Below are 22,299 nucleotides of genomic sequence, written 5' to 3' on the forward strand. Positions count from 1 at the left end.
CGGTCGACATCGCGGTCAGGCCTCCTGAAGTGCGGTGCGGACGGTCCGGCGCTCGATGCGGCGGTCCTCGGGATCGGCGGCGACCACCCGGTCGACGTACACCCCGGGCAGGTGGACGGCGTCCGGGCCCAGTTCGCCCGGCTCGACGATCCGGTCCGCCTCGACCAGGGTGATCCGGCCGGCCGCCGCGCAGAGCGGGTTGAAGTTGCGGGCGGCGGCGTGGAAGACGCAGTTGCCGTGGCGGTCCGCCACCTCGGCGCGGACCAGGGCGAAGTCGGCCGTGATGGCCTCCTCCAGCAGGTACCGTCGGCCGCCGAACTCCCGGACCTCCTTGGGCGGCGAGGCCAGCGCCACCGAACCGTCCGGCGCGTACCGCCAGGGCAGCCCGCCCTCCTCGACCTGGGTGCCGACCCCCGCCGGGGTGAAGAAGGCCGGGATACCGGCACCCCCGGCCCGCAACCGCTCGGCCAGGGTGCCCTGCGGCGTCAGCTCCACCTCCAGCTCGCCGGAGAGGTACTGCCGGGCGAACTCCTTGTTCTCGCCGACATAGGAGGACGTCATCCGTGCGATCCGCCCGGCCCGCAGCAGCAGGCCGAGCCCCCAGTCGTCCACCCCACAGTTGTTGGAGACCATCCGCAGGCCGGTGGTGCCGGCGGCCGCCAGGGCGCCGATCAGGGTGCTGGGGATGCCGCAGAGGCCGAACCCGCCGACGGCCAGCACGGCTCCGTCGGGGATGTCCCCGACCGCGTCGGCGGGGGAGTCCAGGACCTTGTCCAAGTGGTCACCTCATGAGGGGGAGGGGCGGAGAGGGGTGCGGGGCGGGGGAGGCGGGCGAGCCTGTGCAGGCGGAGGGCGACGGAATGCCCGCGTGCGTCCCGTTCGAGCCCCACCACCGTCACCGGGCGCGGGCCGCCCCTGCCATGGCGGTGGCCGCCACCCATGTGCGCGGATGCATGGTGGACATCCACACTCGGTGGCCGATGGCAGGGCTCCGGTTCAGCGGTATGGCGGTCCGAACCACATCCTGGGCTCCTGATGCGTCGTCCGGGCACATGTCGCGGCTCTCATGGCACACCTACGGTTCCGGCATCCACCCCCGCAGCACCCTCAGGAGTCGGTCACCATGCGCAGCTCGACAGCCCTCACCAGGACCGCCTCCGGCACCCTCGCGGGCGCGGCCGTGACCGCCGGCCCCGGGCGCAAGCTCGTCGCCGCCGCGGCGTGTGTCCTCCTCGCGGCCGGCTGCGCCAAGGCCGGCACCGCCGGTACCACCGCGGCGGACAGTGGAGGCGGCGCGAAGAGCCCGGTCAAGGTGGGCCTGGTGTACTCCAAGACCGGGCCGCTGGCCGCGTACGGCAAGCAGTACCTGGAGGGCTTCAAAGCGGGGCTGGACTACGCGACCAAGGGCACCGGCGCGGTCGACGGACACAAGATCGAGTTCGAGGAGCAGGACGACGCCGGGGACCCGGCCAAGGCGGTGTCGGCCGCAAAGGACCTGATCGGCAAGGGCCACAAGATCCTTGCCGGCTCCACCGCCTCGGGCGTGGCCCTTCAGGTCGGCCCGATCGCCGCCCAGAACAAGGTGCTCTTCATCAGCGGTCCGGCCGCCGCCGACAAGGTCACCGGGTTGAACAAGTACACCTTCCGTTCCGGCCGCCAGTCCTACCAGGACATCAAGACCGCGGCCTCGTTCATCGGCGACGCCAAGGGCAAGAAGGTCGCCGTGCTCGCTCAGGACAACGCGTTCGGGCAGGCCAACGTGGCCGCCGTCAAGGCCGTGCTCGGTACCCAGGGCGCCACGGTCGACTCGGTGCTCGCCCCGCCGAGCGCGACCGACCTGACCCCGTTCGCCACCCAGGCCAAGACCGCCAAGCCCGACCTGCTGTTCGTCGCCTGGGCCGGTGACACCTCCTCGGCCCTCTGGACGGCGCTGAACCAGCAGGACGTGTTCGCCGACACCAAGGTCGTCACCGGTCTCGACCTCGCCGCCTCCTACCCGCTCTTCGGCCCGGCCAGCGAGAAGATCTCCTTTCTGAACCACTACTTCGGTGGAGCCGCCGGTACCCCGGTGGAGAAGGCCATGGACGATGCCGTGACCGCCGGCGGTGGCAAGTCGGACATCTTCACCCCCGACGGCTTTACCGCCGCCCAGATGATCGTGCACGCGGTCGAGGCCAACCACGGATCCACCGACGACACTTCTGCTCTGGTGAAGGCGCTGGAGGGCTGGAGCTTCGACGGGGTGAAGGGCCCGACCACGGTGCGTGCAGAGGACCACGCCCTCCTCCAGCCGATGTTCCAGGTCCGGTTGACGGGCAGCGGGGCGGCTGCCAAGCCCTCCGTGGAGAAGACGCTGACCGCGGACGAGGCGGCGCCCCCGGTCACTCCGATGGCGGGCTGATCGACATGCCCGGTCCTGCTTCGTCCACCATGGCCCCACCGGTCCTGCGACTGAACGGCCTCGGCTGGTCCGTCCGAGGGGTGCCGATCGTCGAGGACGTCTCGTTCTCGGTCGGGGAAGGCGAGTTCGTCGCCTTCATCGGACCCAATGGTGCTGGAAAGACCTCCCTCTTCAACCTGATCTCCGGCATCTACCCGGCGAGCCACGGCAGTCTCGAACTCGACGGCGCAGACATCACCGCCGAAGCCGTCCACGCCAGGGCGCGCCGCGGGCTCGGCCGTACCTTTCAGACCTCCTCTCTCTGGCCGGGGATGACGGTGGCCGACCACGTCCGCCTGGCCGCCCAGGCCGCAGCCGGACCGCGTGCCTCCTACCGGCTCTGGCGTCGGGCCGACCGCTACCCGACCCAGGTGGCCGACACCCTGGAGCGCACCGAACTCACCCATCGGGCAGACACCTTGGCGAGTGCGCTTTCGCACGGCGAGAAGCGGAAGCTCGAACTCGCCGTCCTGCTGGTGTCCGACCCCCGGCTCATCCTGCTGGACGAACCGATGGCCGGCGTCAGCGCCGAGGAGGTACCGGCGCTCACCGAACTGATCCGCTCCGTGCACCGCGATCTCGGCCGCACCGTACTGATGGTGGAGCATCACATGGACGTCCTGCTCGACCTGGCCGACCGCCTTGCCGTGATGCACCACGGCACGCTGCTCGCACTGGACACTCCCGAGGCAGTGATGGCCGACGCCACCGTGCAACAGGCCTACCTGGGGGAGGCGCTGTGACCGACTCTCCGCTCCGTGCCGCCGCCTCCTCCTCCTCGGGTTCCTCCGCTGTCTCCGCCGACCCTGTCTCCTCCTGCCCTGTATCTGCGGACTCTGCTTCCCGGGCTCTCCTCTCCGTCCGTGGCCTGCGGGTCGTCATCGATGGGCTGCACATCCTTCACGGGGTCGACGTCGACGTGGCGCCGACCGGGGTCACAGCCCTTCTGGGTCGCAACGGCGCCGGCAAGACCACCACGGTCAAGGCCGTCATGGGCCTTGTGCCGCGCACCGGCAGTGTTCTCTTCTCCGGGACTGAACTCTCCTCTCTGCCAACACATATCGTGGCCCGTCAGGGCATCGGGTACGCCCCTGAGGACCGGGGGATCTTCGCCGGTCTGACGGTCGCCGAGAACCTTCGCCTCGCCGAGCGCGACCGGAACGGCGAACCGGCCTACCAGCTCGTCCATGAGCTGTTCCCCGAACTCAAGCAGCGGTCCGGCCAGTTGGCCGGGACGCTCTCCGGCGGTCAGCAGCAGATGGTGGCCATCGGCCGAACGCTGCTCAACCGCAACCGGCTGATCATCGCCGACGAGCCCACCAAGGGCCTGGCGCCGAAGATCGTTGCCGAGGTTGCCGATGTCCTGGCGCGAGCGGCCGAGGCCGTGCCCGTTCTCCTGGTCGAGCAGAACCTCGCGCTCGTCCGCCGTCTGGCTGGCACCTGCGCTGTCCTGGCCGACGGGCGAACTGCCCACCAGGGCGACACTGCCGAACTGTTGGCCGACGAAGAGGCCGCCCGCCGCCTGCTGGGCGTCGGCAGCCACCGCCCGGGCGCCAGACCCCTCTCGGCCGCCTCGCGGCCCGGCCCTGCGGCGGCCGGGCAGGCCCCGGCCGCTCCTGTTGTCACCACGGAGGTGAACCCCTGATGGACACCGTCGTCCTCCTTACCTGCACTGGACTTGGTCTGGGTGCGCTGTACTTCCTGGTGGCCTCCGGTCTCTCACTGATCTTCGGGTTGATGGACGTGCTCAACTTCGCGCACGGCGCTCTGCTCTCCATCGGCGCCTATGCCACCTGGTGGGCCGGGACAGAGGCCGGCTTCGCCTTCTGGCTCGCCGTGCCGTTCGGCACGCTGGTCGGTACGGCCGCCGCCGTCCTGCTGGAACTCTTTCTGATCCGGCCGCTCTACAGCCGCCCACGCGACCAGATCCTTGCCACCGTCGGTGTCGGGCTGGCCGTCCCCGCTCTCCTGATGGGCATCTGGGGCGCTGACGCCCGCCCCTTCCCGCAACCGGCCCTGCTCTCCGGCACCTGGCACGTGCTCGGTGCGACCGTCCCGGTCAACCGCTTCGTCCTCGTGGCCGCGGCCGCGTTGCTGCTGCTCGCTCTTCGGTTGTTCCTCGCCCGGACCCGCTACGGGCTGATCGTCCGGGCCGGCGTCGAGGACCGGGCGATGGTCACCGCGCTCGGCATCGACGTCCGGAAGGCGTTCACCCTCGTCTTCGCCATCGGTGGGGCGGCCGCCGCCCTCGGCGGCGCGCTCGGCGGCCTCTACTTCGGTTCGGTCAACCCCGGCCAGGGAACCAGCCTGCTCATCTTCGCCTTCGTCGTCGTCGTGATGGGCGGCATGGGCTCCGTCACCGGAGCCGCCGTCGCCTCGGTATGTGTCGGTCTCGTCCAGCAGTTCGCCAACTACTACACCGCTGCGGGACTGGGCGACCTGTCGGTCGTCGTCCTGCTGGCCGTACTGCTTCTCGTACGACCCCGCGGACTCACCGGGAGGCTCGCGTGAGCGCCAACACCCCGATCACGAGCACCGGTGGCGCCGCGGCCGACCGCACCGCCGCCACTCCGGCAGGGGGGACTGTCACCAGCCCTGCCGAGACACATTCTGGACGAGTGAGCGAGGGCCGCGCTATCCCTCGAACAGGTGAATCAGTCACTGAGCGCTCGACACCGGTGCACCGAGCGCTACGCTGGTGGCCGATCGCTCTGCTGATCGTGCTCCTTGTCGCCCCCTATAGTGCGCTTCCCGTTCCGGGACTGCTCGACGGCCCGCTCGGCAGCCCCGGAAGTCTCCAACTCATCGCCCTGTGCCTGCTCTACGGGGCCCTCGCCACCGGCTACGACCTCCTGCTCGGCCGTACCGGGCTGCTCTCCTTCGGCCACGCGCTCTACTTCGCGACCGGCCTCTATGCCACCAACCTGGGCATGCTGGAGCTCCAACTGCCCTTCGCCGCGGCCGCCCTCTTCGGTGTCGCCTGTGCCGTCGCGCTGGCCCTGCTGCTCGGCTCGGTCAGCCTCCGCGTCACCGGCATCGGGTTCTCCATGGTCACACTGGCCTTCGCGCAGGCCGGTTCGATCCTCGTCCAGCGCAACCCCGGTGGCGTCACCGGTGGCGAGGAAGGGCGGTCCGCGCCGGCCGACCAACTGCCGTCCGCGTTCCTCGGCATCGAGAACACCGCCAACCTCTACTGGATCGCCGTCGCCTACCTGGTGCTGACCCTGGCCGCCGTCCACTGGGCCGTCAGCTCGCCTCTCGGCCGGGTCTGGGAGGGCATCAAGGAGAACGAGCGCCGGGTTGAGGTGCTCGGACTCCGCCCTTACGGGTACAAGTTGATCGCGTTCGTCCTCGCCGGCGCCCTGGCCGCCGTGGGTGGGGTGGTCTACCTCCTGCTGACCGGCGGCGCCACCCCGCAGGCCGCCACTTCCGACGCCACGCTCTCGCTCCTCGTCATGGTCGTCCTCGGCGGATCCGGCACGCGCTGGGGTCCCTTGCTGGGCGGCGTCATCTACACCTGGGCCGGTCACCGACTCGGGGACCTCGCCAACTCCGAGACGATCGCCGACCTGCCGGCGGTCCTGCGGGTCCCGCTCTCCCAGCCGCTCTTCCTCCTGGGCGGCCTCTTCGTCGCCGTGGTCTACCTGCTGCCCGGCGGCCTGGCTAGACTTCCTGCCCGCATTCGAGCCGCCCGTTCCACCCGCTCGGCCCGGCCCTCTGCCGGTGCCCGCAGCGCCCGTCCCACAGGAGGTAGCCCCGCGTGAGCCAGTCACCGCTGCACCCCGAGGAGTTGACGGTACCGGTCCCAGGAGGGGGCCTGGCCGTCCTTCGCTGGCCCGCCACCGACCCGGGGGCCCCGACCATCGTGGCGGTGCACGGCATCACCGCCAACGGCCTCGCCTGGTTCGAGGTCGCCCGCCGGCTCGCCGGCCGGGCCACCTTGCTCGCGCCCGACCTGCGCGGACGCGGAGCCAGCCACACCGTGAGCGGACCGTACGGTCTGGCCCGGCACGCGGATGACGTGGCCGCGCTGATCACGGCGCTCGACCTGGGTCCCACCGTCGTGGTGGGGCACTCCATGGGTGCCTGGGTCACAGCCCTGGCGGCGGTGCGGCATCCGGACCTCGTCAGCCGGGTGGTGCTGGTCGACGGCGCGGTGACCTTCCCCCTGCCGGAGGGCGTCCGGGAGGAGGACGTTCTGGCCGCGGTGCTCGGCCCGGCGCTGGCGCGGCTTTCGATGACCTTCCCGGACCGTCAGGCCTATCGCGCGTTCTGGCAGCAGCACCCGGCCTTCGGCGCCGACTGGTCGGACGAGATCGACGCCTACACCCAGCGCGATCTCATCGGAACCGCACCCGAGCTGCGTTCCTCCTGTGTGCTGGAGGCCGTTCAGGTCGACGGGGCCCAGGTCCTGCTCGACCAGGAGGCGGCCGCCGCCGTGCACCGGCTGCCGTGCACGGGTGAACTGCTCTGGGCGGAACGCGGCCTGCTCGACGAGTCGCAGGCCCTCTACGACGGCAAGCGGATAGCGATGGCCGGACTGGATCCGGCCCGTGTGGTGGCGGCCGAGCTCGTACCGGACACCAATCACTACTCGATTCTCTGGGGCCGAGCCGGGGCCGAGGCCGTGGTGCAGCGCCTCCTCGGGCCCGGCCCGGCCGGGCCTTCCATCGGGTAACAGACCTGGCCGGGTCGGCCGGTGGGGTGCCGGACCGCCGACCGGTCCGGCACCCCCAGCAGCACCCTCGCCGGCCGCTGTCCCTGCGGTCGTCCGGGTTTCAGCCGGCCGTACCCAGGAAGGTCTCCCACCCGCCGGTGGGCGCCTGCCCAACGTTCAGCGTGCGCAGCTTGCGGAGGGTCGACTGGTCCTGGGCCTCCAGCCAGTCGACCAGCTGCCGGAACGACACCAGCCGGACCTCCGGCTTGCCCGCGATCGTCTTGAGAGTCTCCTCGACGGCGTCCATGTAGATCCCGCCGTTCCACTGCTCGAAGTGGTTGCCGATGAAGAACGGCGCGCGGTTGCTGTTGTAGGTGCGGTCGAAGCCGGCCAGGTAGGCGTCCCTGGCCTGGCTGCGCCAGTCGTTGTACTTGCCCGGGTCGCCCTTGGTGCTGCCGGCCGACTGGTTCGCCAGGATGTTGTAGTCCATCGACAGCACCTGGAAGGTGTGCCCGGGGAACGGGATGCTCTGCAGCGGGAAGTCCCAGACCTTGCCGTCCTGCACCTTCTGCGGCCAGATCTGCAGGCCGCCGGAAGAGCTGGCGTCGTACTTCCACCCCATCTTCGCCGCGGTCGGCAGCAGGGCCTTCTGCCCTTCGAGGCAAGGGGTTCGCCCGCCGATGAGCTCCTTCTTGTAGTCGAAGGGAAGCGGGTCGACGTCGGTGAAACCGGTGTTGGTCCGCCACTGGGTCACAAACGAGATCGCCTGGTCTATCTCGCTCTGCCAGTCCTCGGACGTCCACTTGTTGACCCCGTTGCCGTCCGAACGGGTCGAGCAGAAATGCCCGTTGAAGTGGGTGCCGATCTCGTGGCCGGCCAGCCAGGCCTGGCTGATGAGCTTGAGCGTGCTCTTGACCGCGCCGTCCGAGAGGTACGGGATGTCGGACGCGCCGACCGAGTGCTTCGGCGGGTGGTAGAGGTCGGCCTTGCCCTTCGGGAGGGCGTAGATCCCGGAGAGGAAGAACGTCATCGAGGCCTTGTGCTCCTCGGCCAGCTTGAGGAAGCGGGGGAACTGGCCGTCCTCCGTGCCACCGGCGCCGTCCCAGGAGAACACCACGAACTGCGGCGGTCGCTCACCGGGCTTGAGCTTCTCGGCCTTGGGCTGGTTCGGCTGGGGGCCGGTGTCGGCGTTGGAACCATCACCGATGGGCGTCCCCTTGGGCGGCACGCCCTTGGCGGGATCTCCGGTTCCCGTCCGCCCGTTGCCGCTACTGCTGCCGGAAACAGGGGAGGAGGTGGTGGAGCCAGGACTCGATCCGCTGCTGGAACACGCCGCGACCGCCCCGAGAGCCGCAGTCGCAGCGGTGGCACTGAGCACGGTCCTTCGAGAGATGCTGGTCATGGTCTCCCCTGGATGCCCTGGCCGGGTGCCGAGGGTGGCGGAGGGCCACACCGGTCAAATCGGGCAATTGATGAATATTCCGCCGTTAGCATGCCACGCGGACTCAGGGGTCACCAAGGTGCCGAGGTCCGTCGACAGCCAACACGCGCAGCGTGCCCACATAGGCTGCGAAGACCGGCCTTCTGTTTCCGTCCTGTGACGCTTTGCGCTCACTGGCCCGTGCCGCCGCGGCGGATCACCGAGCCCTCAGCCCCCAGCCGTCAGCCCTCAGGCGGCGGCCCCCAGCCCCGTCAGCCCTCAGGCGGCGGCCAGCCGCCGGCTGCGGCGCACGACGCGCGCGATGGCGGTGCTGACGATGGTGGCGGCGGTGCAGGAGACCGCGAGGCTCAGCCAGGCGGTGTCGAACCAGTGGCTGTTGAGCCAGCCCAGCGTCACGATGTAGGCGGCCCAGACCAGTGCGGCCAGCGCGGACCAGCGGAGGAAGCGGCGCGGGTGGGCGGGGGAGTGGCCGATGGCCAGGTCGAGGACGGTCCGCCCGGCCGGTACGAACCGCGCGATCACCACCATCGCTGCCGCCGCCCCGGTGGTCCGGCCGTCCAGGGCCCGTTGGACCTTGGCGACGTTCGCCGCCAGCTGTGGGCGGTGCTCAAGCCGTCGACTCACCAGAGGGGCGCCGCGCCGGGCGAGGCTGAGCAGCAGGAGATCGCCGAGGAACGAGGCCAGTGCCACGCACAGCCCCAGCACCACCGGCGCGCCGTCTATCTGTGCCGTCTTGAGCACGGCCAGGATGACCAGCGTCCCGCTGGGGATGAAGGGCAGAAAGGCGTCGCCCAATACGGCGCAGAGCGCCAGGGCGCAGATCCACGAGGATCCGATCACCGCCGCGATGTCCAAGGTCCATACTCCCTCCAGGCTGCCCGAGGGAGCAGATGGCTGCAGGGGTCAACGCTAGCGCCTCGACTTTTCATGCCATGAAGCACCCCGGGCATGCCCTGCGTCACAAGGCGCGAGCCCCTGGAGCGGGGTGCCGCTCCAGGGGCTCACGGGGATCGATCGGCGCTGGTCCAGCCCGACGACCTTGCTGGTGGAGTGCGGATCCGGTTGGGTGATCCGCTCCTGATCACTAGCCTGCCGGACGTCGGCCGCCGATCGCGAGCCCTGCGGTTGGCGACTTCCCGCTCTGGCGTGAAGTCGCCACGCGTGTCCGCCCGCTGGCTCTGAGTCAGCCGAACGGTCGGTAGCCGCATCCTCACCCGACCGGGGCGGCGCCGGCACCAATGGCACCAGCACCAACGGGACCGGCACCAACGGGACCGGCACCCGGACGGGCCGCCCGGCCCCGGGAACAGCCGACTCGGCCGTGTGGTTGACCTCCGTCGGCAGAAGCGACCACCGGCGCATGGGCACGGTCGCTCCACGACAGCCCGGAGGGCGGACGGTATGACCACCGAGGACCAGCAGGAGCGCGGACCCGAACCGCAGACCCACGCGGCGATCCGAGGCACTGTCCGGGGGGCGGCGCCCGCGCCGCTCTCGATCCTCGACCTGGCCACCGTCGGCGTCGGCTACACGCCGGGCGAGGCGCTGGCCGCGACCACGACGCTGGCACGCAGCGCGGAGGAGTGGGGCTACCACCGCTTCTGGGTGGCCGAGCACCACGGCATGCCGGGCGTCGCCAGCTCCACGCCGGCCGTCCTGCTGGCCCACCTCGGGGCCCACACCACGACACTGCGGCTCGGCTCGGGCGGAGTCATGCTGCCGAACCACGCCCCGCTGGCGATCGCCGAGCAGTTCGGCCTGCTGGAGGCTCTGCACCCCGGCCGCATCGACCTCGGCCTCGGCCGGGCCCCCGGCACCGACCCCGCCACCGCGCGAGCACTGCGGCGGGGCCTCGCCGACGGCGCGGAGGACTTCCCCCAGCAGCTCGCCGAGCTGACGCACTTCCTCGACGGCGACTTCCCGGCCGGCCACCCCTACGCCCGGTTGACGGCTGTCCCGCAGGGGGACGGGCGGCCCCCGATCTGGCTGCTCGGCTCGTCGGGCTTCAGCGCCCAGCTGGCCGGCCGCCTCGGCCTGCCGTTCGCGTTCGCCCACCACTTCAGCAGCGTCAACACCATCCCGGCCCTCGATCTCTACCGCTCGGCGTTCCGCCCGTCGGCCGTGCTCAGCGAGCCGTACGCGCTGATCGGGGTGAGCGCGGTCGCGGCCGACGACGAGACGACCGCCCGACGGCTCGCGCGCTCGGCGGCGCTCGGGATGCTCCGGCTGCGCAGGGGGAACCCGGGCCCGATCCCCACCCCCGAGGAGGCCGAGTCCTACCCGTACAGCCCGGTGGAGGCGGACTTCGTCGACGACTGGCTGGGCAATGTCGTCCTGGGCTCACCGGGCGAGGTCGCCGACGGGCTGGAGGCGTTGCGCAAGCGGACCGGGGTGGACGAGCTGATGGTCACCTCGCACATCCACGGTCACGAGGCCCGGTACCGCTCGTACGGGCTGATCGCCCAGGCGTACGGACTGACCGGGCAGTCCGGCACCGCCTGAGCCGGGCCGAGGCCGGTCGCGGCGGACCGGCGCCCGGTCGGCGCCCGAATCCGCGCCCGTCCCGGCGCCGCCGCGCACACACTGTGCGAACACCGCGCGGACACCGTTCCGGCCGAGCCGCGGCAATCCGCCGCTATCGCCCGCCCGGCCCCGGGCGGCCCTCACGGAGTATGGCGGCGACGAGCTCGGCCTCGCCCGGCCTGGCGAAGTACCAGCCCTGGGCGGTGTCGCAGCCGGTCAACCGCAGCCGCTCGGCCTGCGCCGCGCTTTCGATGCCCTCGGCCGTGACGGTCAGGCCGAGGGTGTGGGCCAGCTGCACCATCGCGCCGACGATCTGCTCATCGGCGTCGCTCCGGCGGGTGCCGGCCCCGGGGAGCTCGGTGCGGCCCGCCGGGGCCGGGTCGCGGAACCCTTCGATGAACGTGCCGTCGAGCTTCAGCACGTGCACCGGCAGCCGTGAGAGGTACGCCAGGTTGGAGTAGCCGGTGCCGAAGTCGTCGATCGCGATCCGGACGCCCATGTCGGCGAGCGCCTGCAGGGCCTGCAGGGGGCGCCCGCCCGGGCCGAGCAGCGCGCTCTCGGTGATCTCCAGTTGCAGCAGCCGGGCCGGCAGACCGGTACGGTCGAGCGCCTGCGCCACGTCGGCGACCACGTCGGAGTCCCAGATCTGCCGGGCGGCGAGGTTGACGCTCACAAACGTCTCGGTGTCGGGGAACTCGGTGAGCCAGCGCTGCGCCTGGCGGCAGGACTCCTCCAGGACCCACTTGCCGAGCGGCACGATCGCACCGGACTCCTCGGCCAGCGGGATGAAGCGGTCCGGGGAGAGCGTCCCGTAGCGGGGGTGGCGCCAGCGGACGAGGGCCTCGGCGCCGCGCACCGCACCGTCGGAGAGGCCGACGAGGGGCTGGTACTCGATGGTGAACTCGCCGCGCTCCAGGGCCGGGCGCAGTGCGGTGGCGAGCAGCTGGCGGGTGAGCTGGTGGGCGCCGCGGTCCGGGTCGTAGAGGGTCCAGCGGGCCCGGCCGTCCGCCTTGGACCAGTACAGGGTGGCGTCGGCGTCCTTGACCAGGTCGGTGGGTGTGGTCTCGTGCACGGACCGTTCGACGACGCCGACGCTGGCGGTCACCACCAGCCGGTGCCCGGCCACGTCGAACGGCTGTTCCAGCACTGCGAGGATCCGGCCGGCCAGGTCGGTCAGCTGGTCACTGCCCTTGCTGTCGGTGACCAGGACCGCGAACTCGTCGCCGCCCATCCGGGCCACCAGATGGGCGGCCTGTTCGGAGAATCCGTGCCGGAGCCGGGTGGCGACGGCGATCAGCAACTGGTCGCCGATGTGGTGACCGAGTGTTTCGTTGATCGCGGCGAAGCCGTCGAGGTCCAGGTAGCAGACCCCGACCCGGCGCCTGTCCGGCCCGGCGGGGCCCGCCCCGGTCGCCGGGGAGGCGGCTGCGGCCCCGCCCGGTCCGACGGCCGGGCTGTCTCCCGGGCTGTCTCCCGGGCCGCCGGTCTGGCCCGCCGCCGGGCCGCTCGTGGTGAGGCAGGCGGCGTCGAGCCGTTCGAAGAAGGACGTTCGGTTGGGCAGCCGGGTCAGCGGGTCGTGCAGTGCCTGGTACTCCAGGCGGTCGCCGAGCCGGCGCTGCTCGGTGATGTCCTCGACCATCGCGAGCGTGTAGAGCGGGCTCCCCACCTCGTCCCTGATCAGGGAGATGGTCACCTTGCTCCAGACCGTGTGGCCCTCGCGGTGCTTGAGCTGTTTCTCCACCCGCAGCCGTTCGCGCTCACCCCGGACGAGTTCGGGGAAGAGGCGGTGCGGCATGCCCTCCGGGTCGATGATGTCGTGGATGTGGGTGCGGACCAGTTCGCCGACCCCGCGGCCGATCAGTGTGGCGAAGGCGGGGTTGACCTCGATGATCCGGTCGTCGGGGTCGATCAGTGCCATCCCGATGCCCGCGTCGCAGAAGGCGGCCCGGAAGCGGGACTCGCTGGCACGCAGCGCGGCCAGTAGCCGGTCGGTCCCCTCGGCCGGCTGGTCGGCTCCGGCGGCCGGCCGGTGCGAGCCGTTCGTCAGCGGGGCCGAGCAGGTGGGGCAGCGGACGACGGTGCTGTCGACCGCGGTGGCGATCCTGCCGGCCGCTCCGAAGCCGGGTACGGCAGCGTGTCCGATGTCGGCACCGGTGCCGGGCCCGGTACCGGTTCCGGGCGTGGCCCTGTCACCGGTGACGGTGTTGACGGAGAAGCCGTGAGTGCCGTCCCGTGCGGCGCCGGAGGTGCCGACGGGGCCGTCGGCCGGGCGGAGGGCCGGCGACAGCAGACGGCGGTGGTGTTGCGGTTCTTCGTGCCGCACGCCTGGGTGGTGTGCGTCGGCCCCCTCGTTCTGGCCCGGCACGGCATGCTCCCGTCCGCTGCTGACGCTTGACGCTGGTCCGGCCGGACACCCGGGACTGCGGCGGCCGGCTCCCGCACTCTGTCGAGGTCCTCGGAGTCCGGTGCTGAGCGCTCGTTGGTGAGCGTTCGTGTGGAGACCCGCGTGAAGAACAGGGCGCTGCGGCCGATCATAAGACGCGGCGACAACGCGCGGTGACCGCCGCCAGGGTGATTCGTCCGCTTTGAGATCAAGTGTGGTGGTACGTGCGGACGCCCCCGGTGCACATCACATGATGTGCACCGGGGGCGCGTGCTCCGAGTGCACGCCGTCGGGCGCTCCTTGAGTACCCGGAGCGCGCCCACATGTTCATGCCGCGCACCGGCCCGCCGGGCCCGCATGACCCGCCGGAACGCCGGCCCCGGGATCGGAGCCGGCGGCCCCGGCAGAGGGGTCAGGCCAGCTTGGCCGTGAGGGTGATGGTGGTGCCGGTCAGGGCCTGGCTGACCGGGCAGTTCGCCTTGGCGTCCTCGGCGGCCTTCACAAAGCCGGCCTCGTCGAGGCCGGGCACCTGGCCGGTGACGGTCAGGTGGATGCCGGTGATACCGGTGCCGGGCTGGAAGGTGACATCGGCCTGGGTGTCCAGCTTGGTGGGCGGGGTGCCCGCGCCGGCCAGGCCGTGCGAGAGGGCCATCGAGAAGCACGCGGAGTGCGCGGCGGCGATGAGCTCCTCCGGGCTGGTCTTGCCGTTGGGCTCCTCGGACCGGGCCGGCCAGGAGACCGGGTACTCACCGATGCCGGAGGAGGCGAAGGTCACCTGACCCTTGCCCTCGAGCAGGTTGCCTTCCCACGCGGTGCGGGCGGTGCGAGTGGTTGCCACGATCGGTACCTCCAGGTATGAGGAACTGCTGATTCGTCACTTCCGGTCATGCCGCGCACCAGCCTACGGGGAGGTCGGGGGCCGACCACGCGCAGCGACTCGGGGCGCCGTGCCCGGAAGTACCCGGGCCCGCGCCGGCCGGTGCGCGGGCGCCGGTCGCCCATCGGTCCGTACGCTGTCCGGATCGTGGACGGATACGCCGAATGGTGCGGATCCGCGCCGGGCGCCCTGTTAGATTTGCCCGGGCCCGAGCCCGGCCGTCGGACGGTCGGGTGCCCACCACCAGACAGCCGCGGAGCCGCCCCGATGACGGATCACCCCACGACCCCCGATGCCGGACTTCCCGAGGGGATCGACGACGCCGTGCGGGCCGAGCTGACCAGCCTGCGCGAGAGCATCGACAACATCGACGCCGCGGTGGTCCACATGCTGGCCGAGCGCTTCAAGGCGACCCAGCGGGTCGGCCGGCTCAAGGCCGAGCACAGGCTGCCGCCGGCCGATCCGGCGCGGGAGCGCGACCAGATCCGGCGTCTGCGGGAGCTGGCCGCCGGGGCGCATCTCGATCCGGTGTTCGCGGAGAAGTTCCTCAACTTCATCATCGCCGAGGTGATCCGCCACCACGAGGCGATCGCCCGCGCCTGAGCCCGCGGACCCCAGCCCGTACCCGAGCCCGTGGGCCCGGGTCCGTGCCCCTGAGCCCGCCCCTGCGGCCGTGCCCGAGGCCGCGCGGGTGCCGCGACTCACCGGGCGATCCGCAGGTGATCGCGTCGTGCTCTCCTCGACATGTCCTCGGCCGCGATGTCGGGCGCAGCTAAAAGCCGGATTTCGTGAGGCTTCACGGTTGGCGTAGCGTGCAGGTTCCCCCAGCCGGAGAGGTGAGCAGCGACGATGGCGGTGAACCTGCCCGATACGCACAGCGACGCCGGGGCCGGCCAGCCCCCGGCTGTCGGCGGCGGCCACAATGGCCACGGTGGCTCCAGCGATGGCGGTGGCGGTGGCCGCGCCGAGGCACGCCGGGCACGGACGCGGAAGGCGCCGAGGCCGTCGAAGCCGCAGAAGGACGCCGGGGACCGGCGGGCAGGGCGTCGTCACCGACCGTGGTGGATCGAGATCCCCGCGATGGCGGCGGTCGGCCTGGTGGTCGCGCTGCTGATCAAGACCTGTCTGTTCCAGGTGTTCACCATCCCCTCCGGGTCGATGGAGAACACGCTGCGGATCGGCGACCGGGTCGGGGTGAACAAGCTCGCGCCGTTGACCGGCTGGGAGCCGGAGGCCGGCCAGCCGGTGGTCTTCAAGGACCCGGGTGACTGGCTGCCGCCGCAGCCGACCGGCGGGAACCCGGTGTCCAACGCCCTGGGCTCGGTGCTCGGCTTCGTCGGGCTGATCCCGCCGAAGGACGACAACTACCTGGTCAAGCGGGTCATCGCGACCGGCGGCCAGACCGTGCAGTGCTCGGGTACCACGCTGACCGTCAACGGGGCGAAGGTCGACGAGCCGTACCTCCACCCCGGGGACGACTCCTGTGCCGGGATGAACTTCGGGCCGGTCACGGTGCCCCAGGGGTACGTCTGGGTGGAGGGCGACCACCGCAGCGACTCGGCGGACTCGCGCTACCACCAGCGCGGCCCCGGTGGTGGGGCCGTGCCGGTGGACAACGTGGTCGGGCCGGTGTCGGCCGTCGTGTGGCCGCTCAGCCACCTCGACTGGTTCGGCTGGGTCGGTCGCTGACCTCGCGCTGGGAGGCCGCGCGTCCCCCGGAACCACGGGCGGTACCGGCCGCCTCCGCTCCGGCCGCGACAGCACCGGTCACCTCGGCCCCGGTCACCTCGGATCCGGCCGCCACGGCACCGGCCGGTTCGACCGCGGGCTTGCTCGCCTGGGCCGCGAAGGCGCCGGCCAGGACGAGCAGGCCGCCGGCCATCTGCGGCAGACCCAGGTGCTCGCCGAGCAGGATCCAGGCGAGGACGGTGGCGACGACGGCCTCCAGGTTGGCCACCACCCCGGCGACCGGGGGCGACAGGTGCCGGACGGCGACCACACCGGTCAGGTAGGCGAGCACGGTCGCGATCAGGATCATCCAGGCCGCCGGGACGAGCGCGGGCAGCGTGTGCCCGTTCATCACGACGTCACCGCCGAGCGGGCTCCAGTCGGCCTGCCAGGGGCGGGTGAAGGCGGTGAGCACCACCGCGCCGATCAGCAGCCCGTACGCGCTGACGGCGATCGGGTCCACCGGGCGGTCCCCCCGGCTGCCGGCGTCGGCCAGGACGAAGTAGCCGACCTGACAGCAGGCCGCCCCGAGCGCGAACAGGACGCCCAACGCGTCGAAGCTCAGACCGTTCCAGACCTCGACCACGCAGGCCAGCCCGGCCACGGCGACGCCGGCGCCGATGGCGGAGCCCCGGCTGATCGGCCTGCGCTGGACGAACTTGACGTAGCCGATGAGCAGCGGGGGGCCGAGGTACTCGATCAGCAGGGCGACGCCGACCGGGATCCGAGAGATCGCCGCGAAGTAGCAGGCCTGGACGCCGGCCACGGCGAGCAGGCCGAACCCGAGGAGCAGGCCGGGCCTGCGGAGCACGACGGCGCGGTGGCGGTAGGCCAGCGGGAGGAGGACCACGGCGGCGCCGGTGACCCGGAGCCAGACCACATGCAGCGGCGAGAGGCCGACCTCGATCAGAGGCTTGGCGGCGGTGCCGGAGCCGCCGAAGGCGACGGCGGAGACCAGCGCGAGGGCGAGGCCGAGGGTTCTGCCCGAGGAACGGTCGAGCCGGGGCGTTGAGCTGTGCACCGACGCATTGTGACAGTCATACCGGCGCTTGGGTAAGGCGCCATTTCGGTATTTGGTCCTGCCTGAACCTGTGCAGGGTGGCGGGTACACCTGGGATCGCCCGAAAACGCCCGTCGGCCGCGACCACCCCCAGGCGGTCGCGGCCGACGCGCCCCGACTACTGCCGCGCGCCCGCTCCGGAGAGCGCGCCCGCGCCCGTGCCGCCACCCGTACCCGTATCCGAGCCCGTGCCGGAGCCCGAGCCGCCCGTGCCGGAGCCCGTACCGGAGCCCGAGCCCGAGCCCGTACCGGAGCCCGAGCCGCCGCCCGTACCGCCCGAGGGCTCGGGCGCGGTGGTCGGACCGGTGGTCGGCGCCGGCGTCCGGGTGGGCTTGCCGCTCGGCCGGGGCGTCGTGGGCTGGGTGGGGGCGGTCGCCCCGCCGCCCGAGCCCGAACCACCGGAACCGCCCGAGCCACCCTGTCCACCGGACGAGCCCGAGGACCCGGAGGACCCGGAGCCGCCCGAGGACCCGGAGCCGCCCGAGGACCCGCCGCTCGACGCACCCGGCGGGGTGCCCGCGCCGGAACCGGTGCCCGAGCCGCCCGTCGCACCGCTGCCGCCCGAGGAGGCCGGGGCGGAAGCCGACCCGGACGGGGTCGAGGAGCTGTCCGGGCCACCGGAGGATCCGCTGTTCGACGAGGAGTCGTCCGCGCCCGACGGCGAGGCGAAGTTCGCGACCGGCTGCCCCTTCAGCGCCGCCTTCATGTAGCTGGTCCAGATCTGCGCGGGGTACTGGCCGCCCGCCGCGCCGTCGATCCCGCCGGTGCCGCTGAGGCTGACCTGGGCACCGGTGGTCGGGTCCTGGCCGAACAGCGCCACGGAGGTCACCAGCTCGGGGGTGTACCCGACGAACCAGACCGACTTCTGGTCGTCCGTCGTGCCGGTTTTGCCGGCGACCGGGCGGCCCAGCGCCTTGGCCCGCCAGCCGGTGCCGCCCGGGTCGCTCACCACGCCCTGCAGCATCGAGGTGACCTGGCGCGCGGTCTCCTGGCTGACCGCCTGGGTGGTCTTGTGGGCCGGGAGCGGGAGCTGCTCGCCCTCGCGGTCCACCGCCTGCACCAGCCACGGGGTGATCTGCTTGCCGTCGTTGTCCAGCGTGGCGTACACACCGGCGATGTCGAGCGGGCTCGGGGTGGCCGCGCCGAGCGGGATGGACGGCACCGGGTCGAGCCCGGGGGTGTTGCTCGGCAGGCCGAGCGCGATGGCGGTGTCCCGGACCTTCTGCAGCCCGGTGTCCTGGGCGAGCTGGGCGAACACCGAGTTCACCGACCAGTCGGTGGCCTGCTGAAGGGTGACCTGGCCATAGCTCTTGTCGCCCTCGTTCGGCGGCGCGTACGGGGTGCCCTTGCCGCCCCGGACCTTGCGGCCGCTGGTGCCGTCGTACACCGTGCGCGGTGTGATGGTCTGACCGGACTGGGTCTTGGCGCCGTTCTCCAGCGCCGCGGCCAGCGCGATCGCCTTGAAGGTGGAGCCGGCCTGGTAGTCACGCCGGGTGGCGTTGTCGATGTAGTGCTTGGTGTAGTCGACACCGCCGTACAGGGCGACCACGGCACCGGTCTTCGGGTCGACCGAGACGGCGCCGGCCTGGGCGGCCGCGTCCTTCTTCCGCTTGTCCGGGTTGAGGGTGTCGTGCAGCTGCGCCTGCACCGAGTCCTGGAGGGCCTGCTGGCGCGCCGGGTCGACGGTCAGCCTGATGCTGTAGCCGCCCTTGGCCAGCTCGGCCTCGGTGATGATCTGGTTCGAGGTCAGGTACTGGGTGGCGGCGTCGACCAGGTAGCCGGCCTGGCCGGACAGACCGGGATTGCCCTGCGGGTCCTTGACCTCGGGGAAGGCGGTGGCGGTCCGCTCCTCGGCGGAGAGCCAGCCCTCCTTCACCATGCCGTCCAGGACGTAGTTCCAGCGGTTGAGGGCGTTCTGCTTGCCCGCCGGGGTCGCGGTGGCCACGTCGTAGGCGCTGGGCGCGTTCAGGAGCGTGGCCAGGTAGGCGCCCTGGGCGGCGTTGAGGGCGGACGCGTCCACGCCGAAGTACGCCTGGGCGGCGGCCTGGATGCCGTAGGCGCCGCGCCCGTAGTAGGAGGTGTTGAGGTAGCCGGAGAGGATCTCGTCCTTGCTCTCGGTGGCGTCCACCTTGATCGCTATGAAGAGTTCCTTCACCTTGCGGGTGACGGACTGCTTCTGGCTCAGGTACGTGTTCTTCACGTACTGCTGGGTGATCGTGGAGCCGCCCTGGGTGCCCTCGCCCTTGGCGGTGTTGAAGGCGGCGCGGGCCAGACCGGGCACGTTGACGGCGCCCTCGTGGTAGAAGTTGCGGTCCTCGGCGGCCAGCGCGGCGTGCTGGGCGGCGGGGGAGACCTTGTCCAGGCCGACGTTCTGCCGGTTGGTCTGGCCGGTCCGGGCGATCACCGAGCCGTCCTGGTAGAGCCAGGTGTTGCTCTGGGCGGTCGCGGCGGCGTGCGCGTCCGGCACCTTCACCAGGGCGACGCCCAGGGCGAACAGGCCGACGCCGAGCAGCAGCGAGGCCGCGAGCCCGAGCAGGGTCATCCGCCAGGTCGGGATCAGCCGGCGCCAGCCGGTGCGCTTCGGACGCTTCGGCTTGCCGCTGCGGGCGGGGCGCTCCGATGAACGCTTCAGGCGCTTCACCGGGCGGAGTCTGGCGGACGGCACACGGCGGCCGCTCTGGGCGTTTCGGGACAAAGCGGCGGCCTTTCCTGTGGGTGGACCGAGCCAGCCTGCACAGACGGGTTCGTCGACGGTTAGGGACCTTTGTCCCGTTTCCGGTTTACAGCCCAGAACGCGTGGAAAGGGTCGGTTGGCTCCGCCAGGACAGGAAGCGAGACCGACATCACACGCAAATCGGGCACCATGGGCAAAAAAATCGGGGAGCCCCTCGCGTGTGCGAGAGGCTCCCCAATGTCTGTGCGCCGCCAGGGACTCGAACCCCGGACCCGCTGATTAAGAGTCAGCTGCTCTAACCAACTGAGCTAGCGGCGCCTGCTGACCTGGAAAACAATACACGGTTTCGAGGGGTGCGTCGTACCGCCGCGGTCCGGCCGGGGGTCCGCTGCCCGCCGAGGGTGCCCGTTTCCGCCCGGTTGGGGCGGAGTTTTCCGCCGGTTAGGGTGGAAACGTGCCCAGCCCAGACCCCGGCCGCCGGAAAGCTCGGCTCGCCGTCGCAGCCCTGCTGCTGCTCAGCGCGGTGGCGTACACGGCGTGGGTGCTGGAGGTGGTGCTGAGCACCGGCCTCGACCCGGTCCAGGCGTACATCAGCGAACTCGCCGCCGAGGACCAGCCGCTGGGCGGGCTGTTCCGGGCCACCGACCTGGTCGCCGGGCTCGCCGTCCTCGCGGCGGCCGTCACGGCCCTGGTCGCGGGCGCCCGGTCCGCGGCGCGCCGCACCGCGCGGGCCGACGGCGCCCGAGCCGGTACCGGGCCGGTCGGCGGCGTGGGGCCCTGGCTCCCCTGGGCGGTGACCGGCTGGGCGGCGCTGGCCCTGTTCGGCGTGGCCACGGCTGCCGACTCCCGCCTGCCACTGAGCTGCGCGCCCACCAGCGACGAGATGTGCGCGGCCCGGGAGACGGCCGGGCTGGTCCCGGCCACCCATACCGCGCACGCCGTGACCAGCAGCCTCGCCATGGTCGGGGCGCTCACCGGGCTGATCGCGCTCACCGTCGCGGCCCGGCGCTACGGCTGGTGGCCGCCGGTCCGCCGGTTCGGACCGTGGCTGCTGGCCGGCGAGCTGCTGGCCACCGGCTGGAGCCTGGCCGCGATCGCCGCCTTCGAGGCCGGTCACGGCACCTGGTCACTGGGCGCGGGCCAGCGGCTCCAGGTCCTCCTGGTCGCACTCTGGCTGGCGGTCCTGGCCCGGAGCGTCGCCCGCTTCGAGGGGCCGGCGGCCGTTCACGGCGGCACCGGACGGCACGCCGGGCAGTGCACCGGGCGGCACCCCGAACGGCACGTCGAGCACGACGCGGCGCAGGGCCAGGCCGGGGCCGAGGGGTGGGAGTCGCGATGACCATGGAAAGAGGGGGCGCGACGGCGACGTTCCTACGCATCGACGGCATACCCCTGCATGTGCGCATCGAGGGCGACGGGCCGGTCTGCCTGCTCACCGGCGGGCTCGGCAGCAGTTGGTTCGACTGGGACCTCGTCGTCTCCTTCCTCGCCCCGTACCGCACCGTGGTCCGGTTCGACCGGCCCGGGTACGGGTTGAGCGCGCCGGAGCCCGCGACCCGTCCGGCCCCCTCGGCGGCGGGCGAGGCCGAACGCATCCGGGGCGTGCTGGACGCGCTCGGGCTGCACGGGCCCTGCACGGTGGCGGGCCACTCGCTGGCGGGGTTCCACGTCGAGGCCTTCTCCCGGCTGCACCCGGAGCGGGTGGCCGGGCTGGTCCTGCTGGACGGCAGTGTCGAGTCGGACCCGCGCCCGCGCCCGGCTCCCGGACTGCGGGATCTGGCGGCCCGTACGATCGCGGGCGCGGCCACGGCGGTCGCGGTGCCCTACCTCTTCGGGCCGACCGCACGCCGGCTGACCGCCAGAGCGTCCACGGTCCGCCGGGAGGACCTCGCCCCGGCGCCCCTGGTGCGGCACTGTTACCGGACCGGCCGGGCCCTGCGCGCGCTGCTCCGGGAGAACGCGCGCTACCTGGACATGGCCGCCGAGCTGGACGAACTGCGGTGCACCGCGCCGCTGCCGGACGACCTGCCGGTCACCGTGCTCGCCGCCGACGACGGGTGCCGGACCCGCCGTACCCAGGACTGGCTGGGCGGCCAGCGGGAACTCGCGGCGTTGCTCGGGGCCGACTTCCGGACCACCGCACCGGCCGGTCACCTGCTGATGTTCGACCGGCCGGACGCGGTGGCCTCGGCGATCCTGGACACCCGCTGAGACGGGGCACGCCGCCCCGCACTCGGCGTCCGGTGCCCTGCCCCGGAAACGCCTCAGGCCGTCCACCTGAGGTGAACGGCCTGAGACCTTGCCATGTGCGCCGCCAGGGACTCGAACCCCGGACCCGCTGATTAAGAGTCAGCTGCTCTAACCAACTGAGCTAGCGGCGCCTGCTGACCTGGAAGAGGTTACACGGAGCCGGGCCGATCCGCCGAATCGCGACCGCGCGGCCACACTCCGTCGCGAGCGAGGTCAACCTCGTCACCGCCGTGGTGGCGACCCGCAAGGGCCTGGCCGGCCTGGGC

At 72.1% G+C, this 22,299-nt stretch carries 18 protein-coding genes and 2 tRNA genes; 11 read left to right on the top strand and 9 right to left on the bottom strand.

All coding sequences use genetic code 11. The features are described from left to right. Nucleotides 1-15: 15 nt before the first annotated feature. Nucleotides 16-777 (bottom strand): CoA transferase subunit A, encoded by a 762-nt coding sequence (locus tag ACIO5D_RS20420; protein ID WP_400796814.1) that lies wholly within the window; start codon nt 775-777, stop codon nt 16-18. 346 nt (nt 778-1,123) lie between these two features. On the opposite strand from ACIO5D_RS20420, the gene ACIO5D_RS20425 reads away from it, so the two are divergent. The 6 genes from ACIO5D_RS20425 (at nt 1,124) to ACIO5D_RS20450 (ending at nt 7,118) form a co-directional block, all read left to right on the top strand. Then, nucleotides 1,124-2,401, top strand: a complete 1,278-nt coding sequence (locus tag ACIO5D_RS20425; protein ID WP_400796817.1) for a substrate-binding domain-containing protein — start codon at nt 1,124-1,126, stop codon at nt 2,399-2,401. Between the two features lie 29 nt (nt 2,402-2,430). Beyond that, on the top strand, nt 2,431-3,183 hold the full coding sequence (locus ACIO5D_RS20430; RefSeq protein ID WP_363606715.1) for an ABC transporter ATP-binding protein: 753 nt from the start codon (nt 2,431-2,433) through the stop codon (nt 3,181-3,183). Between the two features lie 125 nt (nt 3,184-3,308). After that, nucleotides 3,309-4,085, top strand: a complete 777-nt coding sequence (locus ACIO5D_RS20435) for an ABC transporter ATP-binding protein (protein WP_400796897.1) — start codon at nt 3,309-3,311, stop codon at nt 4,083-4,085. Next, complete coding sequence (locus ACIO5D_RS20440; RefSeq protein WP_363606717.1) at nt 4,085-4,951, top strand: branched-chain amino acid ABC transporter permease; 867 nt, start codon at nt 4,085-4,087, stop codon at nt 4,949-4,951. The genes ACIO5D_RS20435 and ACIO5D_RS20440 overlap by 1 nt, the downstream gene beginning before the upstream one ends. Nucleotides 4,952-5,118: 167 nt before the next feature. Beyond that, nucleotides 5,119-6,204: a branched-chain amino acid ABC transporter permease gene (locus tag ACIO5D_RS20445; RefSeq protein WP_400796820.1), complete on the top strand. Its 1,086-nt coding sequence runs from the start codon at nt 5,119-5,121 to the stop codon at nt 6,202-6,204. Beyond that, entirely contained in the window at nt 6,201-7,118 is a 918-nt protein-coding gene (locus tag ACIO5D_RS20450) for an alpha/beta fold hydrolase (RefSeq protein WP_400796823.1), read from the top strand. The genes ACIO5D_RS20445 and ACIO5D_RS20450 overlap by 4 nt, the downstream gene beginning before the upstream one ends. Before the next feature lie 100 nt (nt 7,119-7,218). Here the strand turns inward: ACIO5D_RS20450 and ACIO5D_RS20455 are convergent, their stop codons facing one another. Together ACIO5D_RS20455 and ACIO5D_RS20460 are read right to left on the bottom strand one after the other, a co-directional pair. Continuing rightward, the gene (locus tag ACIO5D_RS20455; protein WP_363606721.1) at nt 7,219-8,499 is read right to left on the bottom strand and encodes a hypothetical protein; all 1,281 of its coding nucleotides are present in this window, start codon (nt 8,497-8,499) and stop codon (nt 7,219-7,221) included. A 297-nt stretch (nt 8,500-8,796) separates the two neighbouring features. After that, on the bottom strand, nt 8,797-9,393 hold the full coding sequence (locus ACIO5D_RS20460; RefSeq protein WP_363606722.1) for a VTT domain-containing protein: 597 nt from the start codon (nt 9,391-9,393) through the stop codon (nt 8,797-8,799). A gap of 546 nt (nt 9,394-9,939) precedes the next feature. On the opposite strand from ACIO5D_RS20460, the gene ACIO5D_RS20465 reads away from it, so the two are divergent. Then, entirely contained in the window at nt 9,940-11,040 is a 1,101-nt protein-coding gene (locus ACIO5D_RS20465) for an LLM class flavin-dependent oxidoreductase (protein ID WP_363606723.1), read from the top strand. A gap of 133 nt (nt 11,041-11,173) precedes the next feature. On the opposite strand, the gene ACIO5D_RS20470 is transcribed toward ACIO5D_RS20465, so the two are convergent. Both ACIO5D_RS20470 and ACIO5D_RS20475 read right to left on the bottom strand, forming a co-directional pair. Next, nucleotides 11,174-13,384 (bottom strand): putative bifunctional diguanylate cyclase/phosphodiesterase, encoded by a 2,211-nt coding sequence (locus ACIO5D_RS20470; RefSeq protein WP_400796827.1) that lies wholly within the window; start codon nt 13,382-13,384, stop codon nt 11,174-11,176. Between the two features lie 472 nt (nt 13,385-13,856). Next, complete coding sequence (locus tag ACIO5D_RS20475; protein WP_363606726.1) at nt 13,857-14,282, bottom strand: OsmC family protein; 426 nt, start codon at nt 14,280-14,282, stop codon at nt 13,857-13,859. Between the two features lie 306 nt (nt 14,283-14,588). On the opposite strand from ACIO5D_RS20475, the gene ACIO5D_RS20480 reads away from it, so the two are divergent. Then, nucleotides 14,589-14,924: a chorismate mutase gene (locus ACIO5D_RS20480; protein WP_363606727.1), complete on the top strand. Its 336-nt coding sequence runs from the start codon at nt 14,589-14,591 to the stop codon at nt 14,922-14,924. A gap of 477 nt (nt 14,925-15,401) precedes the next feature. Next, on the top strand, nt 15,402-16,010 hold the full coding sequence (lepB, locus tag ACIO5D_RS20485) for a signal peptidase I (RefSeq protein ID WP_400796830.1): 609 nt from the start codon (nt 15,402-15,404) through the stop codon (nt 16,008-16,010). Here lepB and ACIO5D_RS20490 read toward each other — a convergent pair. The 3 genes from ACIO5D_RS20490 to ACIO5D_RS20500 form a co-directional block, all read right to left on the bottom strand. Beyond that, nucleotides 15,973-17,070 carry an EamA family transporter gene (locus ACIO5D_RS20490; RefSeq protein ID WP_400655660.1) on the bottom strand — a complete coding sequence of 366 codons (1,098 nt, stop codon included), beginning with the start codon at nt 17,068-17,070 and terminating at the stop codon, nt 15,973-15,975. The two genes, lepB and ACIO5D_RS20490, sit on opposite strands and share 38 nt — an antisense overlap. 157 nt (nt 17,071-17,227) lie before the next feature. After that, complete coding sequence (locus ACIO5D_RS20495) at nt 17,228-19,750, bottom strand: transglycosylase domain-containing protein (RefSeq protein ID WP_400655662.1); 2,523 nt, start codon at nt 19,748-19,750, stop codon at nt 17,228-17,230. Nucleotides 19,751-20,027: 277 nt separating this feature from the next. Then, nucleotides 20,028-20,101: transfer RNA gene (locus ACIO5D_RS20500), tRNA-Lys, on the bottom strand. A gap of 136 nt (nt 20,102-20,237) precedes the next feature. Between ACIO5D_RS20500 and ACIO5D_RS20505 the strand changes: the two genes are divergently transcribed. Both ACIO5D_RS20505 and ACIO5D_RS20510 read left to right on the top strand, forming a co-directional pair. Beyond that, nucleotides 20,238-21,122 carry a DUF998 domain-containing protein gene (locus ACIO5D_RS20505; protein WP_400759229.1) on the top strand — a complete coding sequence of 295 codons (885 nt, stop codon included), beginning with the start codon at nt 20,238-20,240 and terminating at the stop codon, nt 21,120-21,122. After that, complete coding sequence (locus ACIO5D_RS20510; RefSeq protein WP_363606735.1) at nt 21,119-21,994, top strand: alpha/beta hydrolase; 876 nt, start codon at nt 21,119-21,121, stop codon at nt 21,992-21,994. Before ACIO5D_RS20505 ends, ACIO5D_RS20510 begins: the two co-directional genes overlap by 4 nt. 96 nt (nt 21,995-22,090) lie before the next feature. Here the strand turns inward: ACIO5D_RS20510 and ACIO5D_RS20515 are convergent. Then, nucleotides 22,091-22,164, bottom strand: a tRNA-Lys gene (locus ACIO5D_RS20515). Between the last annotated feature and the right edge of the window lie 135 nt (nt 22,165-22,299).

Origin of the sequence: Kitasatospora sp. NPDC087315 (genome assembly GCF_044744345.1) — a bacterium.
Classification (GTDB): Bacteria; Actinomycetota; Actinomycetes; order Streptomycetales; family Streptomycetaceae; genus Kitasatospora.